The 18560-nt window shown below is 40.5% G+C and carries 19 protein-coding genes and 1 pseudogene; 7 read left to right on the top strand and 13 right to left on the bottom strand.

Annotated features, from left to right (window positions below):
• Positions 1-137 precede the first annotated feature (137 nt).
• On the top strand, positions 138-779 hold the full coding sequence (locus BKL51_RS06425; protein ID WP_077465906.1) for a MerR family transcriptional regulator: 642 nt from the start codon (positions 138-140) through the stop codon (positions 777-779).
• On the top strand, positions 776-4225 hold the full coding sequence (locus tag BKL51_RS06420) for an acyl-[ACP]--phospholipid O-acyltransferase (protein WP_077465905.1): 3450 nt from the start codon (positions 776-778) through the stop codon (positions 4223-4225). Before BKL51_RS06425 ends, BKL51_RS06420 begins: the two co-directional genes overlap by 4 nt.
• Before the next feature lie 164 nt (positions 4226-4389).
• Here the strand turns inward: BKL51_RS06420 and BKL51_RS06415 are convergent, their stop codons facing one another.
• Positions 4390-5193: a sulfite exporter TauE/SafE family protein gene (locus BKL51_RS06415; protein WP_077465904.1), complete on the bottom strand. Its 804-nt coding sequence runs from the start codon at positions 5191-5193 to the stop codon at positions 4390-4392.
• A 203-nt stretch (positions 5194-5396) separates the two neighbouring features.
• Between BKL51_RS06415 and BKL51_RS06410 the strand changes: the two genes are divergently transcribed.
• The 5 genes and pseudogenes from BKL51_RS06410 to BKL51_RS06390 all read left to right on the top strand — a co-directional run.
• Complete coding sequence (locus tag BKL51_RS06410) at positions 5397-7076, top strand: solute:sodium symporter family transporter (RefSeq protein WP_077465903.1); 1680 nt, start codon at positions 5397-5399, stop codon at positions 7074-7076.
• Positions 7076-8521: a sulfatase-like hydrolase/transferase gene (locus BKL51_RS06405; RefSeq protein WP_077465902.1), complete on the top strand. Its 1446-nt coding sequence runs from the start codon at positions 7076-7078 to the stop codon at positions 8519-8521. Before BKL51_RS06410 ends, BKL51_RS06405 begins: the two co-directional genes overlap by 1 nt.
• Positions 8522-8606: 85 nt before the next feature.
• Complete coding sequence (locus BKL51_RS06400; protein WP_077465901.1) at positions 8607-9203, top strand: Crp/Fnr family transcriptional regulator; 597 nt, start codon at positions 8607-8609, stop codon at positions 9201-9203.
• Position 9204: 1 nt separating this feature from the next.
• Entirely contained in the window at positions 9205-10353 is a 1149-nt protein-coding gene (locus tag BKL51_RS06395) for an anaerobic sulfatase maturase (RefSeq protein WP_077465900.1), read from the top strand.
• Between the two features lies 1 nt (position 10354).
• A pseudogene (locus tag BKL51_RS06390) lies at positions 10355-10843 on the top strand (D-hexose-6-phosphate mutarotase); the annotation flags it as partial.
• A gap of 171 nt (positions 10844-11014) precedes the next feature.
• On the opposite strand, the gene BKL51_RS06385 reads toward BKL51_RS06390, so the two are convergent.
• The 12 genes from BKL51_RS06385 to BKL51_RS06330 all read right to left on the bottom strand — a co-directional run bounded on the left by BKL51_RS06385 (position 11015) and on the right by BKL51_RS06330 (position 18551).
• The gene (locus tag BKL51_RS06385) at positions 11015-11365 is read right to left on the bottom strand and encodes a Mor transcription activator family protein (RefSeq protein ID WP_077465898.1); all 351 of its coding nucleotides are present in this window, start codon (positions 11363-11365) and stop codon (positions 11015-11017) included.
• Positions 11365-11838: a gp16 family protein gene (locus BKL51_RS06380; protein WP_077465897.1), complete on the bottom strand. Its 474-nt coding sequence runs from the start codon at positions 11836-11838 to the stop codon at positions 11365-11367. The genes BKL51_RS06385 and BKL51_RS06380 overlap by 1 nt, the downstream gene beginning before the upstream one ends.
• Before the next feature lie 76 nt (positions 11839-11914).
• Complete coding sequence (locus tag BKL51_RS06375; protein WP_077465896.1) at positions 11915-12472, bottom strand: YfbR-like 5'-deoxynucleotidase; 558 nt, start codon at positions 12470-12472, stop codon at positions 11915-11917.
• Positions 12469-12708 carry a hypothetical protein gene (locus BKL51_RS06370; protein WP_077465895.1) on the bottom strand — a complete coding sequence of 80 codons (240 nt, stop codon included), beginning with the start codon at positions 12706-12708 and terminating at the stop codon, positions 12469-12471. Before BKL51_RS06370 ends, BKL51_RS06375 begins: the two co-directional genes overlap by 4 nt.
• Entirely contained in the window at positions 12702-13259 is a 558-nt protein-coding gene (locus BKL51_RS06365) for a hypothetical protein (RefSeq protein WP_077465894.1), read from the bottom strand. Before BKL51_RS06365 ends, BKL51_RS06370 begins: the two co-directional genes overlap by 7 nt.
• A gap of 4 nt (positions 13260-13263) precedes the next feature.
• Positions 13264-13476, bottom strand: a complete 213-nt coding sequence (locus tag BKL51_RS06360) for a hypothetical protein (RefSeq protein ID WP_077465893.1) — start codon at positions 13474-13476, stop codon at positions 13264-13266.
• Between the two features lie 2 nt (positions 13477-13478).
• Positions 13479-13673: a hypothetical protein gene (locus BKL51_RS06355; protein ID WP_077465892.1), complete on the bottom strand. Its 195-nt coding sequence runs from the start codon at positions 13671-13673 to the stop codon at positions 13479-13481.
• Positions 13674-13684: 11 nt separating this feature from the next.
• Positions 13685-14209, bottom strand: coding sequence for a host-nuclease inhibitor Gam family protein (locus BKL51_RS06350; RefSeq protein WP_077465891.1), 525 nt, complete (start codon positions 14207-14209; stop codon positions 13685-13687).
• Positions 14210-14219: 10 nt separating this feature from the next.
• Entirely contained in the window at positions 14220-14552 is a 333-nt protein-coding gene (locus BKL51_RS06345) for a hypothetical protein (RefSeq protein ID WP_077465890.1), read from the bottom strand.
• On the bottom strand, positions 14552-15730 hold the full coding sequence (locus BKL51_RS06340; protein WP_077465889.1) for an AAA family ATPase: 1179 nt from the start codon (positions 15728-15730) through the stop codon (positions 14552-14554). The genes BKL51_RS06345 and BKL51_RS06340 overlap by 1 nt, the downstream gene beginning before the upstream one ends.
• Positions 15731-15747: 17 nt before the next feature.
• Positions 15748-17568 carry a DDE-type integrase/transposase/recombinase gene (locus tag BKL51_RS06335; protein WP_077465888.1) on the bottom strand — a complete coding sequence of 607 codons (1821 nt, stop codon included), beginning with the start codon at positions 17566-17568 and terminating at the stop codon, positions 15748-15750.
• A gap of 11 nt (positions 17569-17579) precedes the next feature.
• Positions 17580-18551 carry a hypothetical protein gene (locus BKL51_RS06330; protein WP_077465887.1) on the bottom strand — a complete coding sequence of 324 codons (972 nt, stop codon included), beginning with the start codon at positions 18549-18551 and terminating at the stop codon, positions 17580-17582.
• Between the last annotated feature and the right edge of the window lie 9 nt (positions 18552-18560).

The raw sequence follows: 18560 nt of genomic DNA, 5'->3' as shown, positions 1-18560 counted from the left end.
AAAGTGCGGTTGGTTTTTTGAGTGTTTTTAAACATAGTTAAGTTTCCCTTATTTGTAAAACTGTAAGGTAACACTATTTACTTTTTAGTGTGTAAAGTATAAAATCCTTTCCACATTTAATTTATAGGGGAAGCCTTATGTTAAAAATGAATGATTTGGTGAATCTCAGCCAAACACCGAAATCGACGGTGTTATACTATGTGAAAGAGGGGCTTTTACCTGAACCCTTGAAAGATAAACCGAATTTTCATCTCTATGATGATCGCTGTGTGGAATTGTTAGCGTTTATTAAGTATCTACAAACTAATTTCAATGCAAGCATTTCTCAAATTAAGCAACTTTTTTCTCACCCTGATTTTGATTGGCAGAATCCTTACGAAAGTTTGATGTCGTTGATTGATATTATTATGGGGGCGGAAAATGAAACCTTTTTGCTATCAGAACTTTGTCAAGAATTCTCAATTTCTGAAACCGAATTGCAAGCTATGGTAGATGACGGCTTGCTTAATCCGCGCGAGGGAGTTTTTACCTCAAAAGAGCGGGATATTCTGGCGATTGTTTGCCGTTGCAATGAGGCGGAACGTAAAATAGTGAAAACCTATTTACAAACAGCAAAAATGCTTGCGACACAAGAAGTGGATCTCACTTTATCAGCACTAAAAGACAACGAGAAAAAAGATGAAAAACTTAAACATCTTTTTGATTTACTGTTGGTGCTGAAGCCTTATGTGTTCAATATGCAAACTTTAAAAATTTATCAAACGGAGAGTGTGAAATGAAACTCTTAAAATATGCAGGTTTTGTGCCTTATTTAGCGATTGCTTTTTTGAATGCGAGCGTGGATTTAGCCCACAAAATCACTATTCAAAATGTGTTGTTGAAAAGTTTTGAAGGTAATACTTTAGTGGTGCTAACGGCGTTAATTAACGCAATGATTTTATTGCCTTTTATTTTCCTTTTTTCACCTTCGGCATTTATTAATGATAAGTTCTGTCGCACCAAGGTGATTCGTTGGAGCAGCCTGGCTGCGGTGGGTATTTCAACGGCGATTTTATTCAGTTATGTGATTGGCGAATTTTATCTCGCTTTTGCCTTAACACTGATTTTGGCGGCACAAAGTGCGGTCTATTCTCCGGCTAAATATAGCCTTATTAAATCCATTGTCGGCACGGAAAACATTGGGCTTGCCAACGGTGTGATTCAAGCCTTAACTATTGTAGCGATTTTGTTTAGCTCCTTTGCCTTCTCGATTTTCTTTGAAGGTTATTATGTTCCTTCTCATGATCCGAATGAAGTGTTACAAAGCGTTTGGATGATTGGCATTGCTTTAGTCGTGTTTAGCTCCCTTGAGGCTTTTTTCGCCTTCAAAATTCCTTTTTTTCCTCAAGAAAAAGAAGAAAATGAAAAATTCTCTGCGGGTAAATACTTATCTTTCGGTTATTTGAAAGACAACCTCCGTACCTTGCGTAGCGATAAAAATATTTGGTTAAGCGTGATTGGTTTGAGCCTTTTCTGGGGCGTTTCACAAGTGATTGTGGCGGCATTTCCTGCTCATTATAAAGCCTTGTTTAATGCGGACAATGCGGTGATTATTCAAGCCATTCTGGCGGTGAGCGGTTTGGGGCTAATTGTCGGATCTTACCTTGCCGGGCGTGCTTCTCGCTTGCATATTGAATTGGGCATTGTACCGGTCGGCGCACTAGGCATTTTTGTTTCGCTCTTTGGTTTAACATTGGTAAGCACTAATGTCTTGTTGATGTTATGTTCCTTCGGATTTGGTTTTTTTGGCGGTTTATTTATCGTACCGTTAAATGCAACCATTCAATATTTCGCCCCTGAAAAAATTAGCGGCAAAATTATGGCGGGGAACAACTTTATCCAAAACGTCTTTATGGTCGGGTTTTTGCTACTTAGCATTGTATTTGTAGAATTTAGCCTTTCCACCATCGGTATTTTCTTAACGGTTTCCGTGCTCTGTTTATTGGGTAGCCTTTATGCGATGTGGCAACTTCCGCATTTATTCATCCGTTTGTTGCTTTTGCCTTTGTTGAAGACCAATTACCGTTTCCATGTAGAGGGATTAAAAAACCTACCGCAAAGTGGCGGTGTGTTAATGTTGGGTAACCACATTAGTTGGATTGACTGGATGGTGTTGCAGGCGGCAAGCCCGCGAGCCATTAAATTCGTGATGTTCCGTCCAATTTATAATAAATGGTATTTGACATGGTTTTTACGTATTTTCCGTGTCATTCCTATTAGTGCGGGGTCAAGCCGTGAATCTATTGAAACTATTCGTGAATATTTGTCTCGTGGCGAAGTAGTAGCGTTATTTCCGGAAGGACATATCAGTTATAACGGTCAGATCAATGAGTTCAAAAAAGGCTTTGAACACGTGTTAAAAGATTTGGATAACGTAACGACCGTGCCGTTTTATTTGCGTGGCTTGTGGGGTAGCAGTTTTTCCCGTGCGGATAGTTTCTACAAAAACCTCACGAAAAAACAAGGCAAACGTGAAATTTTAGTGGCGTTCGGTAAACCGATTCATGGTTTTATTGATGCGACGGCGATGAAACAAAAAGTACTCGAACTTTCCTTCTCTGTATGGGAAAAAGTGATAGCGAAACGCAAACCGCTCATACACCATTGGTTGAACAGTGCGAAATCCAACTTATTCAAGGAATCTGTGGTGGACGGACAGGGGATGAAACTGAATAACCTCAAATTTATTGCCGCCGTATTGATGTTTGGCAAACAACTTAAACAAACTTTAGGCGATGAGAAAAATGTTGGTGTATTGCTGCCAAGCTCGGCTATCGGGGCTATTGTAAATATGGCGTTGATGGTGATGGGAAAAGTGCCGGTCAATTTGAACTATACGCTCAGCCCTGAAGTGATGGAAAAAGCTCTTGCCAAAGCCAATATTAACAAGGTCATTACTGCGGAGAAATTCTTAAATAAACTGAATGCTAAAGGTTTTGCCTTTGATGACGTGCTGGCAGGTAAAACGATTTTTGCTGAACAATTAGGCAAAAAAATCACAAAAAGTGAGAAAGTGCGGTCACTTTTAACCGCGTTTTTTGCCCCTCGTTGGTGGATTAAATTAATGTATTTTGCTGATGTGCGTTTGAATGATACGGCAACTATTTTATTCAGTAGCGGTAGCGAAGGCACACCAAAAGGTATTGAATTAAGCCATAAAAACCTACTCACTAATATCAAACAGGTGAGTGAATTACTCAATTTCCAAGAAGATGATGTTATTTTAAATTCTTTGCCGATTTTCCATTCTTTTGGTTTAACGGTAACCACTTTAATGCCGTTGTGTGAAGGGATCAAAATGGTGAGTGTCGCGGATCCGACCGATGGCGCTGAAGTGGGCAAAATGTGCGCGCACCATAATGTGAGTATTATATTTGGCACTTCGACATTCTTCCGTTTATACGCCCGTAATAAAAAATTGCATCCGTTAATGCTGCAAAGTGTGCGAATGGTGATTGCCGGGGCAGAAAAATTGAAAGCGGATGTGAAAGAAGCCTTCCGTTTGAAATTCGGTTTAGAAATCTATGAGGGATATGGGGCGACAGAAACCGCACCGGTTGCAAGCGTGAATATGCCAAACATTTTAGATCCTGATAGTCTAAAAGAATTTACCTTTAATAAAGTGGGAACAGTGGGTATGCCGTTGCCTGGTACGATTATCAAAATTGTCGATCCGAATACTTTAGAAGAATTGCCGACAGGCGAAGACGGGTTGATTTTGATTGGTGGCGGGCAAGTGATGAAAGGCTATTTGGATGACCCTGAAAAAACCAATGAAGTCATTGCCGAACTTGACGGTGTGCGTTATTACAAAACAGGTGATAAAGGGCATATTGATGAAAACGGCTTTATTACCATTGTGGATCGCTATTCCCGTTTCGCAAAAATTGGGGGAGAGATGATTAGCCTAGGCAGTGTGGAAGAAAACATCACTCAAGTGTTGAATGATGAAAACCAATTTGTTGCTATTGCTGTGAATGATGAGAAAAAAGGCGAAAGTGTCGTGTTGCTAGTGAAATCGCCGCTCAGTCTTGAGGAAATTAATACTCGTATTAAATCTCTCAACGTACCGCCAATTATGCTCCCAAGTCAAGTATTCCTAGTAAACGAAATACCGCTTCTCGGCAGTGGAAAAGTGGACTTTAAAGGTGCGAAGAAATTGGCTGAGGAAATGCTGAGCGTATAAAGTAAAAGAGCGGTCGGATTTTGGGATGTTTCAGTATGATGTAGCAAACGTACAAAAACGAATCTTTCAACATGCCACAGGGACGCCGGCATGGCGTCCCTGCCTACGAGTAATCATTAGGTATTGGAAATAGATACAAAATATTAATAAAACCAACCGCACTTTTAGCCTTTCAGCAAGTGTAGTGCCAGCATATACCCGGCGATAATAAATAGAATAAGGGAGAGCAATTTTCGTGTAAGAGAGGGCGAAAGTTTGCCGCGAATTTTCATTGAGAAAAAACTCATTATAAACGCGCTTAATACAACAATGGCTACAATAGATAAATTAACATAACCGATTTGCCAGCTTCCTGTTAGATAGAAAGGCGAGGATTTTGTCAGATAGCTGTATAGGCTGCCGCTTCCGCCGATCACCATCATATAATTAGTATAAGGAGCGATTTGTTGTGGTCTGATGCTTTTTAACTGCCCGATTAAGGGCGCCATAATCGAGCCTCCGCCAATGCCGGTTAATCCTGCGATTAACCCGCCGAATAGACATAATCCGCACCCTTTGCCAATTTCATTTGGTTCTCGTTCTTTGTGCGACAGGTTTTCTGAATTAAACATTATTTTTATTGCCAACAGGCTTAACGTACCAACAAAAATACTAATAATCAGAATATCCGGTAAGAAAAAACTAATTTCAAAACCGGATTGAACGCCTATAATCGTTGAAAATGACCAAAATAGCATTGCTTTTATGTTTATTTTGATTTTTTGTTTATAAAAGTAAATCAAATTAATGATTGATGAACCGATAACAATGGTGAGTGAGGTTGCCGCTACCATCTGTAATGGAAAATCGGGAAATAATGTATAGAGAATCGGCACCATTAATACGCCGCCGCCAATGCCGAAAATTGCCGACATCAGATTCGTAAAAAAACCGCATAACATCAAAATTGAAATTAGCTGTAAACTCATCATTCCCCCCTGTTTTTTATTATTATGCTGGATAATACTTTTTTGCTTTATGATCCTGCTCATATTGTTGAAAAAAAGAATTTCAAATTTGTGATCTAACTCACGCCAATTTGGTTAGGGTTATGACAATTATCATAAAGTTTCCTCTCTATATATATTATTCTAAGTGTGCTGTTATATTGGATTAAAGTGAGGAGAGGTTTATGTTTATAACGATTGCCAGTTTTCTGATAGTAACTGGAATTGTGGCGTTTATTTCGTGGAAAAAAACAAAAAATGATGATTTAACCACGTCTAAAGGGTATTTTTTAGCAGGAAGAGGATTAAGCGGAGTCGTGATTGGTTGTTCAATGGTATTGACATCATTATCGACCGAACAATTAATCGGGGTGAATGCGGTATCCTATAAAGGGAATTTTTCGATTATTGCGTGGACGGTTCAATCGGTCATCCCACTATGCTTTTTGGCACTTTATTTACTACCGAAATATATTAAAAACGGCTATACCACGATTCCTGAATTTTTTGAGAATCGTTTTGATCGGCAAACCCGTTTAATTATGTCGGCACTGTTTTTAGTCTTTTATCTTTTTATCGTCATTCCGACCGCACTCTATACCGGTGCGATTGCATTTAATAAAATTTTTAATTTGGAAACTTATTTTGGATTAACTTATGCCGAATCCATTGTTTATACGGTCATGGCGATTGGGATCGTGGGCGCAATTTATGCCATTTTCGGCGGTTTAAAAGCGGTTGCGGTATCTGATACGATTAATGCGGTGATTTTAGTTATCGGGGCATTATTAGTGCCTATTTTTGCGCTCATTTATTTGGGAGAAGGCAGTTTTACCGAAGGGCTCAAAACCATTACAACATCTCACATTGACAAATTTAATGCGATAGGCGGTAAAGATGATGCCGTACCTTGGCCGGCAATGTTTACCGGTATTTTGATTGTTAATTTCTTTTATTGGACGACCAACCAAGCTATTGTACAGCGTGCATTAGGCGCAAGAGATCTGCAAGCGGGGCAAAAAGGTATTTTAATTGCAGCGTTATTTTTATTGACCTTACCAATTATTCTCAATTTACCCGGATTATTAAGTTTCCATATTCTTGGCGGTGATTTAAACCCAATCGATACCTCTTATCCGACCTTAGTGAATAAAGTGCTGCCGACATTTTTACAAGGCTTTTTCATTGCCGCATTGTTCGGGGCGATTTTAAGTACCTTTAACTCTTTTTTAAATTCTGCGGCAACGATCTATTGTAAGGATTTATTACCGTCTATTAGTAAAAAAGTGTTTTCCGATCAAGAATTGATTGCACATGCGAAAAAAGTATCAACGGTCATGGCGATATTAACCATGGTTATAGCACCGTTATTAATGTTCGGTACCGACGGCATTTTCTTATTAACCAAACGCTTTGCCGGCTTTGTGAATATCCCTATTGTGGCACTCTTTGCCGTAGGGCTTTTCAATAAAACCGTTTCCGGATTAGCTGCCAGAATCGCCTTATTGCTTCACGTTGTACTTTATTTCTGTATTGTTTGGGTATTTAATGTCAAAGTGAATTTTGTTTATGTGATGGCGGCATTATTTGTGTTTGATGTGGTTGTAATGTTGATATTGGGGCAATTCCTCAAACGTGAACCTTATCAAGAAAGTAAGGAAAACAAAGAGGGTGTTGATTTAACCAATTGGAAATATGCGCCGCTGACAGTCGCTTCTTTGGTGTTAGGATTGATTACTCTACATACGTTACTTTCTCCGCTTGGTTTGGCCTCCTACGACGGCAATCCGAAACTCATTTTAGCAGGCTATGCAATATGCCAAGCGCTACTATTTGTTGTAATGCGTAAAAAAGAGGTGAAGTGATGAATATTATGTATATTTTGCTCGACCAAGTACGTAAAGATATGTTGGGTACTTACGGGCATCAAATTGTCAAAACGCCGAATTTGGATCGGTTGGCGCAAGAGGGGATTTGTTTTAATAACGCGTTTACGCCTGCCTCAGTATGTGGGCCGGCACGAACTTCTTTATTTACCGGATTAATGCCGTCTTCGCATGGCATTATCAAAAACGGCGAAAAAGGCGGAACGGGAGAAATTCGTCGGGAAGCACCGAATATTGCCAAATTAGACGGCTATAACTGCTATGTGGTGGGAAAATGGCACGTCGGTACGCAATCCGTGCCGGAAGATTATGATATTAAGGGACATAATTTTGACAGTTATGGTTACCCGGGAAGCGGTGTTTATCATAATTTAGTCTTTAACCAACCGCCAACACATTCTAACCGCTATCAGGAATGGTTGGCTGAAAAAGGATTTGAGATCCCGACAGTCAGCCAAGCCTATTTCGGCGAAAACCCGCATCTTCGAGTACAAGAGCTTTGCGGGTTATTGTCCGGTAGTAAAGAACAAACCATTCCTTATTTTATTATTGATGAAGCCAAACGTTATATTCAAGAATCCTTAGCGGAAGGCAAACCGTTTTTTACTTGGATTAACTTTTGGGGACCGCATACCCCTTGTATCGTGCCGGAACCTTATTATTCAATGTATTCAAAAGGTGATGTCGTTCTGGACGAAAGCTTTTTTAAACCGTTAGAGGGCAAACCGGGGCATTTCCGCACCATTTCAAAAATGTGGGGAATGTGGGAAGCAAGCGAAGATCGTTGGAAAGAAGTGATTACAAAATTTTGGGGCTATATCACATTAATTGACGACGCAATCGGTGAATTGTTGGCGTATTTAGAGCACCACGATCTTTATCAGCATACCTTTATTGTCGCTACCGCCGATCACGGCGATGCCATGGGGGCGCACCGAATGATTGAAAAAGGCGAATTTATGTTTGATACCACTTACAATATTCCCCTGATTGTGCGTGATCCGTTGTCCGAACGAAAAAATCAGCAAGATGATAACCTGATTTATTTACATGATTTAACCTCGACAGTTTATGATATTGCCCGACAACCGATTCCGACGGAATTTGAGGGCGAAACTCTGTTACCGATTGTTCGTCAGAAAAAAAATAATCAGCGCAAAGGCGTTTTAGCTCAACTGGCTGGGCATTTTGTTTATTTTGAACAGCGAATGTGGCGGCGTAAAGATTACAAACTCGTGTTTAATGCGACGGATATTTGTGAACTTTATGATGTGCGTCGAGATCCGCAAGAAATGAACAATTTGTTTTATGATGAAAACTATAAAGAGATAAAGCAAGAAATGTTGGAGGAAATGCGTTTAGAAATGCAAAGATTAAACGATCCTCTTGAAAATTGGGTTTATCGAATTATTAATGAAATTTAAATCGTATTTACTCGGAATGAATCGTTCCGGGTAAATATCTTTTTGATAAAACGTAATTTATTGAGCCTGTTTAAAAGGAAATATAATGAATAACGGATTGATTTTACCTACCGAGCTTTCTCAGTGCCAATTAAATCCGCTTTCGCAAATGAGCAAAGGAACGGTAATTTACCAACAAGGCGCAAGAGCGAACGAATTTTATTATATCAAGCAAGGTCTTATCGGTCTTTATCATACCCTTGATAATGGAAAAGAGAGCTTAGTCAGACTTTATTCTCAAGGCGATTATTTCGGTTTCCGCACGTTATTCGGTTTAGGCAACAATCATTACCACTGCACAGCGAAAGTGTTAATTGAATCGGAACTGATTCAAATCAAATTAGACAATATCGATCAATTCTTTCTACATAATAGTGCAATGACAAAATATTTATTGCAAACCTTAGCGGAGGAGTTAAGAGAAGCGGAACAGCGCTTAGCCAAAAGTGCCTATTTGCGTACCTTTGATCGCGTTATCGACAGTCTTTATTTTCTTACCCAACATTTCCCCTACTATAATTGGACTTACCGAGAAATTGCCGAATATGCCGGCTGTGAAACAGAAACGGCAATCCGTATCGGTAAAGAATTAAAACAAAACGGCTTATTTAAAGACGCATTAAATCATCACAAAGGCAAGTAGTATGTCATTTTTTTTGCCGAAAGCGCATTTTCATTTAATGGCAAAACCCAGTAGTTTCCATTGTAATATTCAGTGCGAATACTGTTTTTACTTAGGAAAATCGCAGTATTTTGGCAACAATGCCGCGTTTATGTCGGAGCATACTCTCAAAAATTATATTAAAAATTACATCGAATCACAGGCGGGAGATCGGGTTGATTTTATGTGGCAAGGCGGTGAGCCGACCCTGCTTGGTCTGGATTTCTTCAAAAGTGCGGTCAATTTTCAGCGAGAATTTGCCAACGGTAAAACCATCACCAATGGGTTTCAAACTAACGGTATGGCACTTAATCAGCAATGGACGGCATTTTTTAAGCAACACCAATTTTTAATCGGACTTTCCATTGATGGTTTAAATGCGGTGCATAACCGTTATCGTATGACGAATAACGGTAATCCGACCTTTGAACGAGTGGTAAATGCGTTACAATTATTAAAGTCAAATCAAGTGGAGTTTAACACCTTAACTGTCGTCAATGATCAAAATTGGCAAAAAGGTAAAGAAACCTATCTTGCACTCAAATCATTGGGTTCGACATTTATGCAATTTATCCCTATTGTTGAAACTTATCCTTCTACAAACTGTATGGTTGAGCAAAAAACAACTGCTTTTTCGGTACCGCAGCAAGGGTACGGACATTTTTTAGTCGATGTTTTTCAAGAGTGGAAAAAACAGGATGTCGGCAAAATTTTTGTACTGGAGTTTGAGAATCTGCTTGGACAATGGCTGGGTTATCCTTCAAGCAGTTGTATTTATCGTCCGACTTGCGGTCAATCCTTGGTTGTTGAAGCGAACGGAGACGTTTATTCTTGCGATCATTATGTTTACCCGAACAAAAAATTGGGAAGTTTAAACGAAACATCATTAGTTCATCTTGTCTTATCAGAGAAACAGCGTCGGTTTGGTCAATATAAGCAAAATAGTTTGACACAGACTTGTCGGCTATGTGAATTTCGTACATTATGCCACGGTGGTTGCCCTAAACATCGCATTCTGCCGCAAGATAACGAGGAGTGGAAACAAAACTATCTATGTGCTTCTTATCAATATTTTTTTAAACAAACCGCCGATTATATGCAACAAATGAAATTGCAAATTCAAGGAGCCTAAAATGCCAGTTATTAATAAAATCACCGATCTCACGCCGCAATTAAGTTTATATCATTACAATGAGGTTCCGGTTATTTGCTTGGATCATCAGGTCGGGAAAGCAAAAATTACCTTACAAGGCGCCCAGTTGTTAAGCTGGAAACCGCATTACGAACAACAAGATTTGCTTTGGTTAAGTGAAATAGACCCATTTGAGTTAGGCACGGCAATTCGAGGCGGTGTGCCGATTTGCTACCCTTGGTTCGGTACAAAGCGATCTCCTGCACATGGAACGGCAAGGCTACGTCTATGGCAGCTTTCCGATTATGAGATTCAACCGGATAAAGTGCGGTTAGTTTTTGCGTTGTTTGATCAAAATCAAATCATTGAGGCAAAAATTGAAATGCTGTTTGAACGGAAATGCCGACTTCTTTTTACCCATTACGGACAGCAACCGGCAGAAGTCGCATTGCATAGTTATTTTCATATCGGCGATATTCATCAGGTTGATGATCCTAAGTGAGATAAATAATATAGTGTCAGCGAGATAAATAAGGGACTTGTGGGGAAGATAATGGAAGTTATAAGACAAAAAATGAAAAACAATTACAAAATATGAAAAAGAAAGTTAGTAGGTAAGGAAACAAAAACAGCTTCATTTTTAGATCAGTGGAGCTGTTTTTTATTCACAAAATAGATCAGGCTGCTGATGTTTAGCAACACGTTTACGAACCCGATTAATAACCTTACGAATACCCGATTCGGTCATATTATATTTTTTTACCAAGAAAAACCAATTATTACCGGTAAAGTCATTATAAATATCCAAATCCCGTTGGGCAATCTTATAATGAAAGTCTTTCGGAAATGAAATAACCTGCCCGGCATAATGCTCCGCCAGAAAGTCAGCAACGCCTGTTGAAATTTGCTCACAAACCTCCGCATCAAGTTTGTAATTTTTGCATAGCGCATTCACATTGTCTTCAATATCACGCAAAAGTTCGTGGCGCGCTATTTCCATTTGAGTGATCATCACTTGCCTCCCAATTCACGTTGCTGCCATTTCTTCAGTGTCTCTAAAACCCTTATAGCCTGACCGTTATCAAGCCAGGTAACAAAAGGAATCGGCTGTCCGTCTTTATTCTTTGCAATCTTAGCAATGTAAGCATTTAATGAAGCTTCACTGCTATTTTTAATTATACCCTGATAATGCATTTCAAGCCATTTTGACCGAATTTTTTTAACGATATTACTGCTCTCCGGGGTGAAGCTTTGTGGATGTTTGTGGTTGGCATATTTAAAGCGCCCGCCAACAACCTGAAAACCACGTTTTTTCATAGCATCCAAGACTTTATTTAACTCAATAAAATCCATTTGCGCGCAACTATCTTTGCCAACAGTATTAACAAGAAAAAGGCGATAAACCTCTTTATCCATTTGTAGCTTGCTTTTCCCAATATGAATAAGCTGAATTAATTGTTTTCTTCTTGTTTCTTTTTGTTCCATATTTGTCCTCTCCGTCATATGACTAAGCCTTCTCTGGCGAGAAGGCTGAATGATATGTTGGAATTTTTAGGTCTGATTACAGATTTAGCACCTTACTATAGTAGTTAAAGGCATCTCTAAACCTATCCTTGCTATTGATATAATCTCGTGCTGAAAGCGGTACAAGTGGCAGTTTATTTAGAAACCTCCAGTGTTGCTCGTGCACAGGCAGGGTATCAAAAAACGCTTGTTTTTCAGCTTTTAGTGCTAATAAGTCTGCCGTTTTCACTAGCGTTTCAATTTCAGGGGAGGTATTGATTTTAAATTTGGTGCGAATAACAGCCTCAAATGCGTGCTCTATGGCTTTATAGTCCGGCAATAGTCTTTTCAGAGGTGTTGGAACGTCCCCTAAATAAGCCTCTTGTGCATCGTGCATTAACACCGCAAACACCGCTTCGTCTTCCATTTTTATAAGTGTTTTAGCAATCGTCGCAGCGAAAACACTATGGTCTAATACCGAATAATGTACATCCAATTTCCCGCCGAATCGCGGAATCATGGATAAATGGTGAATAATATCGTCAATGTGAATGTCGCTGTTTTGCGGATTGGCAAAGTCTATTAGCCGGTTGCTGTGTGTGATAAATATGTTCATTTTGCCTCCTTGGGCGTAACATCAGCCACCGCCCATCTTAAAAACGATTTAATTGATATGGTTTTCAGTGTTGCTTTAAAACCATTCTTGAGCCATTTCATTTCACAATATGTAATATACCCCTGAGTATGATTGACTTTAAAAATACGTCTCCAGCTGATTAAATGGGTTTTATATATTTTGGCATTCTTTGACACATAATCATGATCTTCAATTAAATCACTTTCTTTTAGCATCTCTTATACTCCTCAACCAATTCCACATCTTCAAATTTTAAGACATAGCCGCCTTGTCGCTCTGATTTCCCCATGCTTTCCATTTCTTTGTTGTATTGCACCTGTTTTTCGGTTAGTACACAGTATCTGGCGGGGTCGTATTCGTAGATTTTGTTGATAATACCGACAGCCTCGTCATAATGCGCCGGTAGGCGTACTTTCGAACCCACTGGAAAAGGCGGTTTAATGTCATTATCCTTAACCCATTGCAGCTCTTTTTCTTTTAATCTGTCTCGGACAAAAAAGTCAAAATGCTGGATTTTATCCCAATTATCAGCCGTAAACTCCCAATCATAATCCCTGATTAAAATGTTCATTAAAACTTGCGGATCATGATACAAATAAAGTTCATTAATTAATGCTTCATAGATACCATCCTGAAATTCTTCCGCGACCAACGCGTCCTCATGATAAGAATCCGGATAATATTTTTTAATAAACTCATGCACGGTTTGCGCGGCAAAACCGTCGTCGTTACAAGTCGGTCTTGGTGGGGTAAATGTCACTTTCATCGATTTATTCCTTATTTTTGCCATAATTCAATCTGATTAATGTTTCGTATCTTGTTAAATCGCCCTGCACGATACGAAATAACCGTAAACTTTCTTGAATATCACTTTCAATCAGCGCGTCTTTCGCCATTTCCAGCACGTCAACTGTTGCAGCTAAGTCACGCACGACATCAGATTTAATACTCTCCCAGCTACGAGGGGTAAATGCGCCAATCATGCTTATATCTCCGCCAATTGCCCTTTGTACTTTTGCTCTAAAGCCATCAATACGGCGCGCTGTAACCAATCTCTCGTTCCCAGTACGTGATGAGCATGGATAATGGCGCGCATTGCCATTTTTTCTTGCGGATTGAGTTTGCCGGTTTGTATTAATTTTTCAGCGCGCTCCGCTTCATGTTTTGTCGGATGCCACATTTCAAACCTCCTTAATACGCTGCGTCTTGTTCAAATGGAGTGATCACAAAGTCTTCTACGCCTGTAATCACTTTAATGCCCGCAATGCCGATGACCGCACTTTTCTCATTAAGAATCGCTTCTTTATTGATTTCTTCCTTAATGCGGATAAAACGATCTAAACCATGAATGCGCAAGTTTTGCAGCACGGAATCCACACCTGTAATTTTTACCGATGGGGTGCGCACTCGCCAGGATACTTCGCCAGTGACTAAGTTAGCGGTTTTGGTTTTTCCACCGTTGGTAATTTGGTCACGGTTCGCTTCGCTCCAGAATTGAACCCCATTCGACAGATGCTTAATGCGTTCTTGTAATGGTGTGAACTTATCTTTGTAGTCTTCGGTGATTTTTGCGATAGCGTCGTTCATTTCCGTTTCTAAACGGGTGATTTCACGATTCAAATCACCAATTGTCTTAATATCACTGGCGACATCTTCGCGGGTTTGCGGTACGTAAACTTGTGCGTCAGTTTTAATTCTAGTTGCTCTTTTAGCCATTTTTTACTCCTTAATGTATTGATTGTGTTGATTGATAACGTGGAAAAGAAAAAACTACCCAGCAACCGCATAACCGGCGTTGTGCCGTAGATATCACCTGATTATTGGCATTATTACTATGCATATAAATAATCGCTTTATGGTTATCCAGCCATTTTTGCGTTAGTGGGTTATGCTGCACTTCTAAAGTCGGCATGGAACCGCTAAAACGAAGTTCGATAACGGTTAAACCATATCTGGCGCACGCCATTACCGCCTTGTGTGCTGCATTTAATTGCGCAAGCAAAGATATATTGGCTAAATTCAATGTAACTTGGTGTTTTTGATTGCAATTTTTCATCATTACACCCCTTTAACCACATCACCGGAAACTAATGGCGCGCCCAGTTCGGCGGCTAAATTCATCGCGGCGGTCAACAAATTGCCGACGGCAAGCGGATATAACAGGCTGACCTGGGTTTTATTGCGACTATTGGTCATCACCAGACGAGCTCGCACCGCTTCAAGCGCATCACGGTCAAAAATATCGGTGACCTTACGGTTAACGGCTTTTAAGCGCCATTCAACGTATTGCTCTAAACAGGTATCCAGCGGGGCAAGCTCAACCACTTCACAACGTTGTACTACCTCACGCACCTCAAAATTACGCTCGGATAACTTTAATTTCAGTTCCGGCTGTCCAACTAGAACAATTGAAAGTAGTTTTTTAAAGCCGTCTTCGAGCTCAAAAAAGCGTTTTAAATGTTTCAGTGTCGGCACAGGTAAGCTATGCGCTTCTTCAATAATCAGAATATGTTGATTACCTGCGCGTGCGCTGTCTTTTAATACCCGATGCAACTGACGAAAACGGGCTTCCGGTGAGCGTTTCACGTTTTCTAACGGAGCAAGGGTATTAATAATCGCTTCGGCAATATGGGCAGCTTTCAATGTTTTGCCTTTTAAGTCGTTGTCTTCCATCGCGATAATGTACGGCTCAATCACCACTACCGGCAGGTTTTCACTGTGGATGCGGTCAATTAGGTCGCGCCGCAATGTGGACTTGCCTGCGCCACTTTCACCGACGACTGCGACAAAGCCGCCGAATTTTGCCGTCTGAAATAAGGCTTCGCGTACATAACGCACATCTGGTGAGGCGAAAACCTCATCGGCAGAACGCACTTCATCGGTAAATGGATTGGAAAAAAGTGAAAAATGTTGTTTTGTGGCTGGAAATAAAGCCTGTTTTGCGAGTAACATAGTGTCGTCCTCTATTAATGTTGGTGGTTCTTCATTAGTAGTTGGCATTTCCGCCGGTGTTGGCGCACCGGTGGAAACCTCCGTTAAAAGCTCAGAAAGTGCGGTCGAAATCCCTAAATTTTTCAACACTTCCTCAAGCCGGAATTTAAATTGCTCCGTATCTGTTTTAATCAGTAAACTGTGATTAACTAAATTAGCAATTACTGCCGGTGATACCGATAAAAGCCCTGCCAGTTTGCGTTGAGAAATATGTTTTTCCTCTAATACCTGTTTTAGCTTTAGCATTGTTATGCTCCTTTTTTCTAAGCGGCAATTAATCGTAATGGTGATTTGGTCGGTATAGGCGCAATAAATTCTGCCTTGAAGTCATCGAAGCTAAGATTTAAAAGTCGTTCTGCTTCCTCACTCGGCACACCTTGCGGATATCTACCGTTTACCCATTGATAACACTCTGCCGTCCATAAATCGCCCCATTGTGCTTTACCGGATTTAGCAAATTCCACAACCGACATTGGCAATAACTCTACGCGGCGGGCGTTGATAGTCAGTTCGTGTTCTTGACCTTTTCTTGGTATAAACCAATTTAAATCCGTTTCTTCAATATGTTTGTAAGGGTTGATTTCGCCACTAAATAATGGTGTATTTGCTTTTTTTGCGCGTTTCAGGTCATCTTCATTGGTTACGCCGTAAGCCAGCTGTTCTGCCTGCTCTTTATGGATTTCAAACTCGGTTTTCTTATGAGCCTTGTATTCTTGGCCAATCATTGCAGCATCGACACGGAAACCGTATTCATTGATTTCGACAGGCTCCAGTATCACCCAGTAAGGTTTCAGGCTTTCTTTACCCTCTTTATCAACCTCACGTTCAAAACATTGCACTTGTACGCATTCAGGGCGATAAGGATTTTTGCCTACCGTAATTTTTTCACCGATTTTTACATCAGGCACATCTCGTACATCATAACGACGGCTTTCGAAGTTAATTTCCAATTTGTCGCTAACTACACGCTCAGAAAGTGCGGTAATCATCAACTCTTGGCAAATTTCACGGCTCGGTGGCACAATCAACTGCTCGGGGCGGATAAATTGCCACATTTGATAACGTGTCCGCCCGTGGCGTGAATGCACCATTTTGCCATTGAAATATCGCATCCATTGGTGGGCAAGTTGATTTAACTCGTCCAGCCCAGACACATTCATAAACCGCAATCCACTTTCAAATTGTCGTTCTACAATGTCATTGCCTTTCTCCACTTGCCCCTTGGCTCGGGCGTTGTGCGCTTTTGGCACTTCAATTTTCACATCTAATTGATTCAGTAAGTGCGTGAACATTTGCGAAGTATTGGCACTGCCTCGGTCAAACATCAAGATTTTCGGTACGCCAAAAAATGGCTCCGCAGGGCTCTCTTTTTTCTGAATAGCGTTAATAAAGGTTTCACTAATGTTTTCCGCTGTTTCGCCGCCATAAACATATTCCACATAAATTACACCGCTTGCGTGGTCGGTAATCACATAACGCCACACCCGTTGTGGCTCTACCTTCGCTACATTAGCGGGTTTATTTTTATAGAACTGTTCCGCCTCCATCACACACAGCCCATTGCCTTTGCCTGCTTCCTTAAGGTAGTACAATACACATAAAGACGGGTCTATTTGCCAAACATGGTTAGGATGTTGACTTTGTAGCTGTACGACAGGTGCAGGACGTAGTAGCTGGTCAGGATGTAAACAGGCATTTCTTAACGCTCTATCCACCGAGCTTGTTGAATAGGGTCGAATCTCACCAGTACTTTTATCTACAAATTCCGCCTTAATTTTGTTATTGGTTCTCAACACGGTCAGTACGCGTTCTAATGTCATCATTGATTTGTTATTTTTACGGCGCGTATAAAGCCAGGCAGCACTAATCAATTTCAATTCATCCAACTCCAACTGGTTTACCCCTTTATCACGTCGTACCTTGCGCCCATTCCGGGGGCGAAAAGGTTTTATCTGCCGTAAAAATGTCGATCGCGTTAAACCTGTTTTTTCGCAACCTGCAGCAATCTCTTTCTCTGTTTCGCCAAACTTTGCCGTCTCTACACGGTTTGCCCAGTAGGACAGTACACTCGGTAAAATTGCCATTGCATCGCCTCTCACTCCACAATATCAGCATCGCTTATTTCATCTAAGAGAGCGGTTAGGTTGTTATCAATATCGTTTTTATCTTCATCACCCGTATAACCTTTTCTTGCCCATTCCGGTAAGTCTTCACCGCTCGGTACATCATCAATACCGAAATGCGATTTCAACTCCGATAAAATCAACTGATACTCGGCGAGTATTCCGCTCATAAATTGCTTGTGATCAATACCCGTCTCTTCTGTATGCGCCTGCAGGGTTTCAAAGGCTTTAAATACCTGTCCGCGCAAAATGGCTTCCGCACTGTAACTGATTGCCGTAGTTTCCTGCCGTAACAACGCGCCTTTACTGTCCGGCGTTTGGGTTTCAATCGCTTTGGTTTTCTTCGCTAATTCCGTATCTAAACGGTCAATCTGATCGTTTTTATTCGCCAGCACCTTAGCTTGCGCCTCATAGTTATCCTTTGCCGTTTTAAGTTGTGCCTGCAGGCTTTCTTTTTCCTTGGCGTGTTTCACGCTTAATTCTTCGATTTTCTCAATCAAATCTTCTTTATCTGCGGTTTCGGAATAATCTGCTTCGACGATTTCGGCGCGGGCCTCTTCCGGCAACTGGCGAAGTTTACGCATTTCGCGGTAGCCTAAGCCGAGGCGTTGACTAGTCTCTAGAAAGTCTTCGCCAAGAACGTTTAGATTCTGCAAATCTTGATTGACTTTCTCATAGCTCATGCCTAAACATTCACAAAATTGCGTGAATGTTGTAACCGTTACAGCTTCTCCTGTAGGGGTGATTAGCTCTAAACCCTTGTATTTCTTAGCTTCTTTAATTTCTTGTAAAATCTTAATTTCTGTAACTGTTACAAGTTTTTTTGCAAAACCAAAAGCCTTAATCATCCCAACCAATTCATAAGCCTGTGCTTTATCTTGTGTGATGGCTTTTGCTGCCAATGCAACCGCATTTTGTGATTGTTCAATAGTTAATTCCGTCATGTTTTATTC

It is taken from the genome of Rodentibacter sp. Ppn85 (assembly GCF_001999335.1).
Taxonomy (GTDB): Bacteria; Pseudomonadota; Gammaproteobacteria; order Enterobacterales; family Pasteurellaceae; genus Rodentibacter.
This window is presented reverse-complemented; position numbering and strand designations above follow the sequence as displayed.

Bases quoted from the DNA above. Each gene is read 5' to 3' on its own strand.
- BKL51_RS06425 (WP_077465906.1), top strand. From the start codon at position 138: ATGTTAAAAATGAATGATTTGGTGAATCTCAGCCAAACACCGAAATCG.
- BKL51_RS06420 (WP_077465905.1), top strand. From the start codon at position 776: ATGAAACTCTTAAAATATGCAGGTTTTGTGCCTTATTTAGCGATTGCT.
- BKL51_RS06415 (WP_077465904.1), bottom strand. From the start codon at position 5,193: ATGAGTTTACAGCTAATTTCAATTTTGATGTTATGCGGTTTTTTTACG.
- BKL51_RS06410 (WP_077465903.1), top strand. From the start codon at position 5,397: ATGTTTATAACGATTGCCAGTTTTCTGATAGTAACTGGAATTGTGGCG.
- BKL51_RS06405 (WP_077465902.1), top strand. From the start codon at position 7,076: ATGAATATTATGTATATTTTGCTCGACCAAGTACGTAAAGATATGTTG.
- BKL51_RS06400 (WP_077465901.1), top strand. From the start codon at position 8,607: ATGAATAACGGATTGATTTTACCTACCGAGCTTTCTCAGTGCCAATTA.
- BKL51_RS06395 (WP_077465900.1), top strand. From the start codon at position 9,205: ATGTCATTTTTTTTGCCGAAAGCGCATTTTCATTTAATGGCAAAACCC.
- BKL51_RS06385 (WP_077465898.1), bottom strand. From the start codon at position 11,365: ATGATCACTCAAATGGAAATAGCGCGCCACGAACTTTTGCGTGATATT.
- BKL51_RS06380 (WP_077465897.1), bottom strand. From the start codon at position 11,838: ATGGAACAAAAAGAAACAAGAAGAAAACAATTAATTCAGCTTATTCAT.
- BKL51_RS06375 (WP_077465896.1), bottom strand. From the start codon at position 12,472: ATGAACATATTTATCACACACAGCAACCGGCTAATAGACTTTGCCAAT.
- BKL51_RS06370 (WP_077465895.1), bottom strand. From the start codon at position 12,708: ATGCTAAAAGAAAGTGATTTAATTGAAGATCATGATTATGTGTCAAAG.
- BKL51_RS06365 (WP_077465894.1), bottom strand. From the start codon at position 13,259: ATGAAAGTGACATTTACCCCACCAAGACCGACTTGTAACGACGACGGT.
- BKL51_RS06360 (WP_077465893.1), bottom strand. From the start codon at position 13,476: ATGATTGGCGCATTTACCCCTCGTAGCTGGGAGAGTATTAAATCTGAT.
- BKL51_RS06355 (WP_077465892.1), bottom strand. From the start codon at position 13,673: ATGTGGCATCCGACAAAACATGAAGCGGAGCGCGCTGAAAAATTAATA.
- BKL51_RS06350 (WP_077465891.1), bottom strand. From the start codon at position 14,209: ATGGCTAAAAGAGCAACTAGAATTAAAACTGACGCACAAGTTTACGTA.
- BKL51_RS06345 (WP_077465890.1), bottom strand. From the start codon at position 14,552: ATGATGAAAAATTGCAATCAAAAACACCAAGTTACATTGAATTTAGCC.
- BKL51_RS06340 (WP_077465889.1), bottom strand. From the start codon at position 15,730: ATGCTAAAGCTAAAACAGGTATTAGAGGAAAAACATATTTCTCAACGC.
- BKL51_RS06335 (WP_077465888.1), bottom strand. From the start codon at position 17,568: ATGGCAATTTTACCGAGTGTACTGTCCTACTGGGCAAACCGTGTAGAG.
- BKL51_RS06330 (WP_077465887.1), bottom strand. From the start codon at position 18,551: ATGACGGAATTAACTATTGAACAATCACAAAATGCGGTTGCATTGGCA.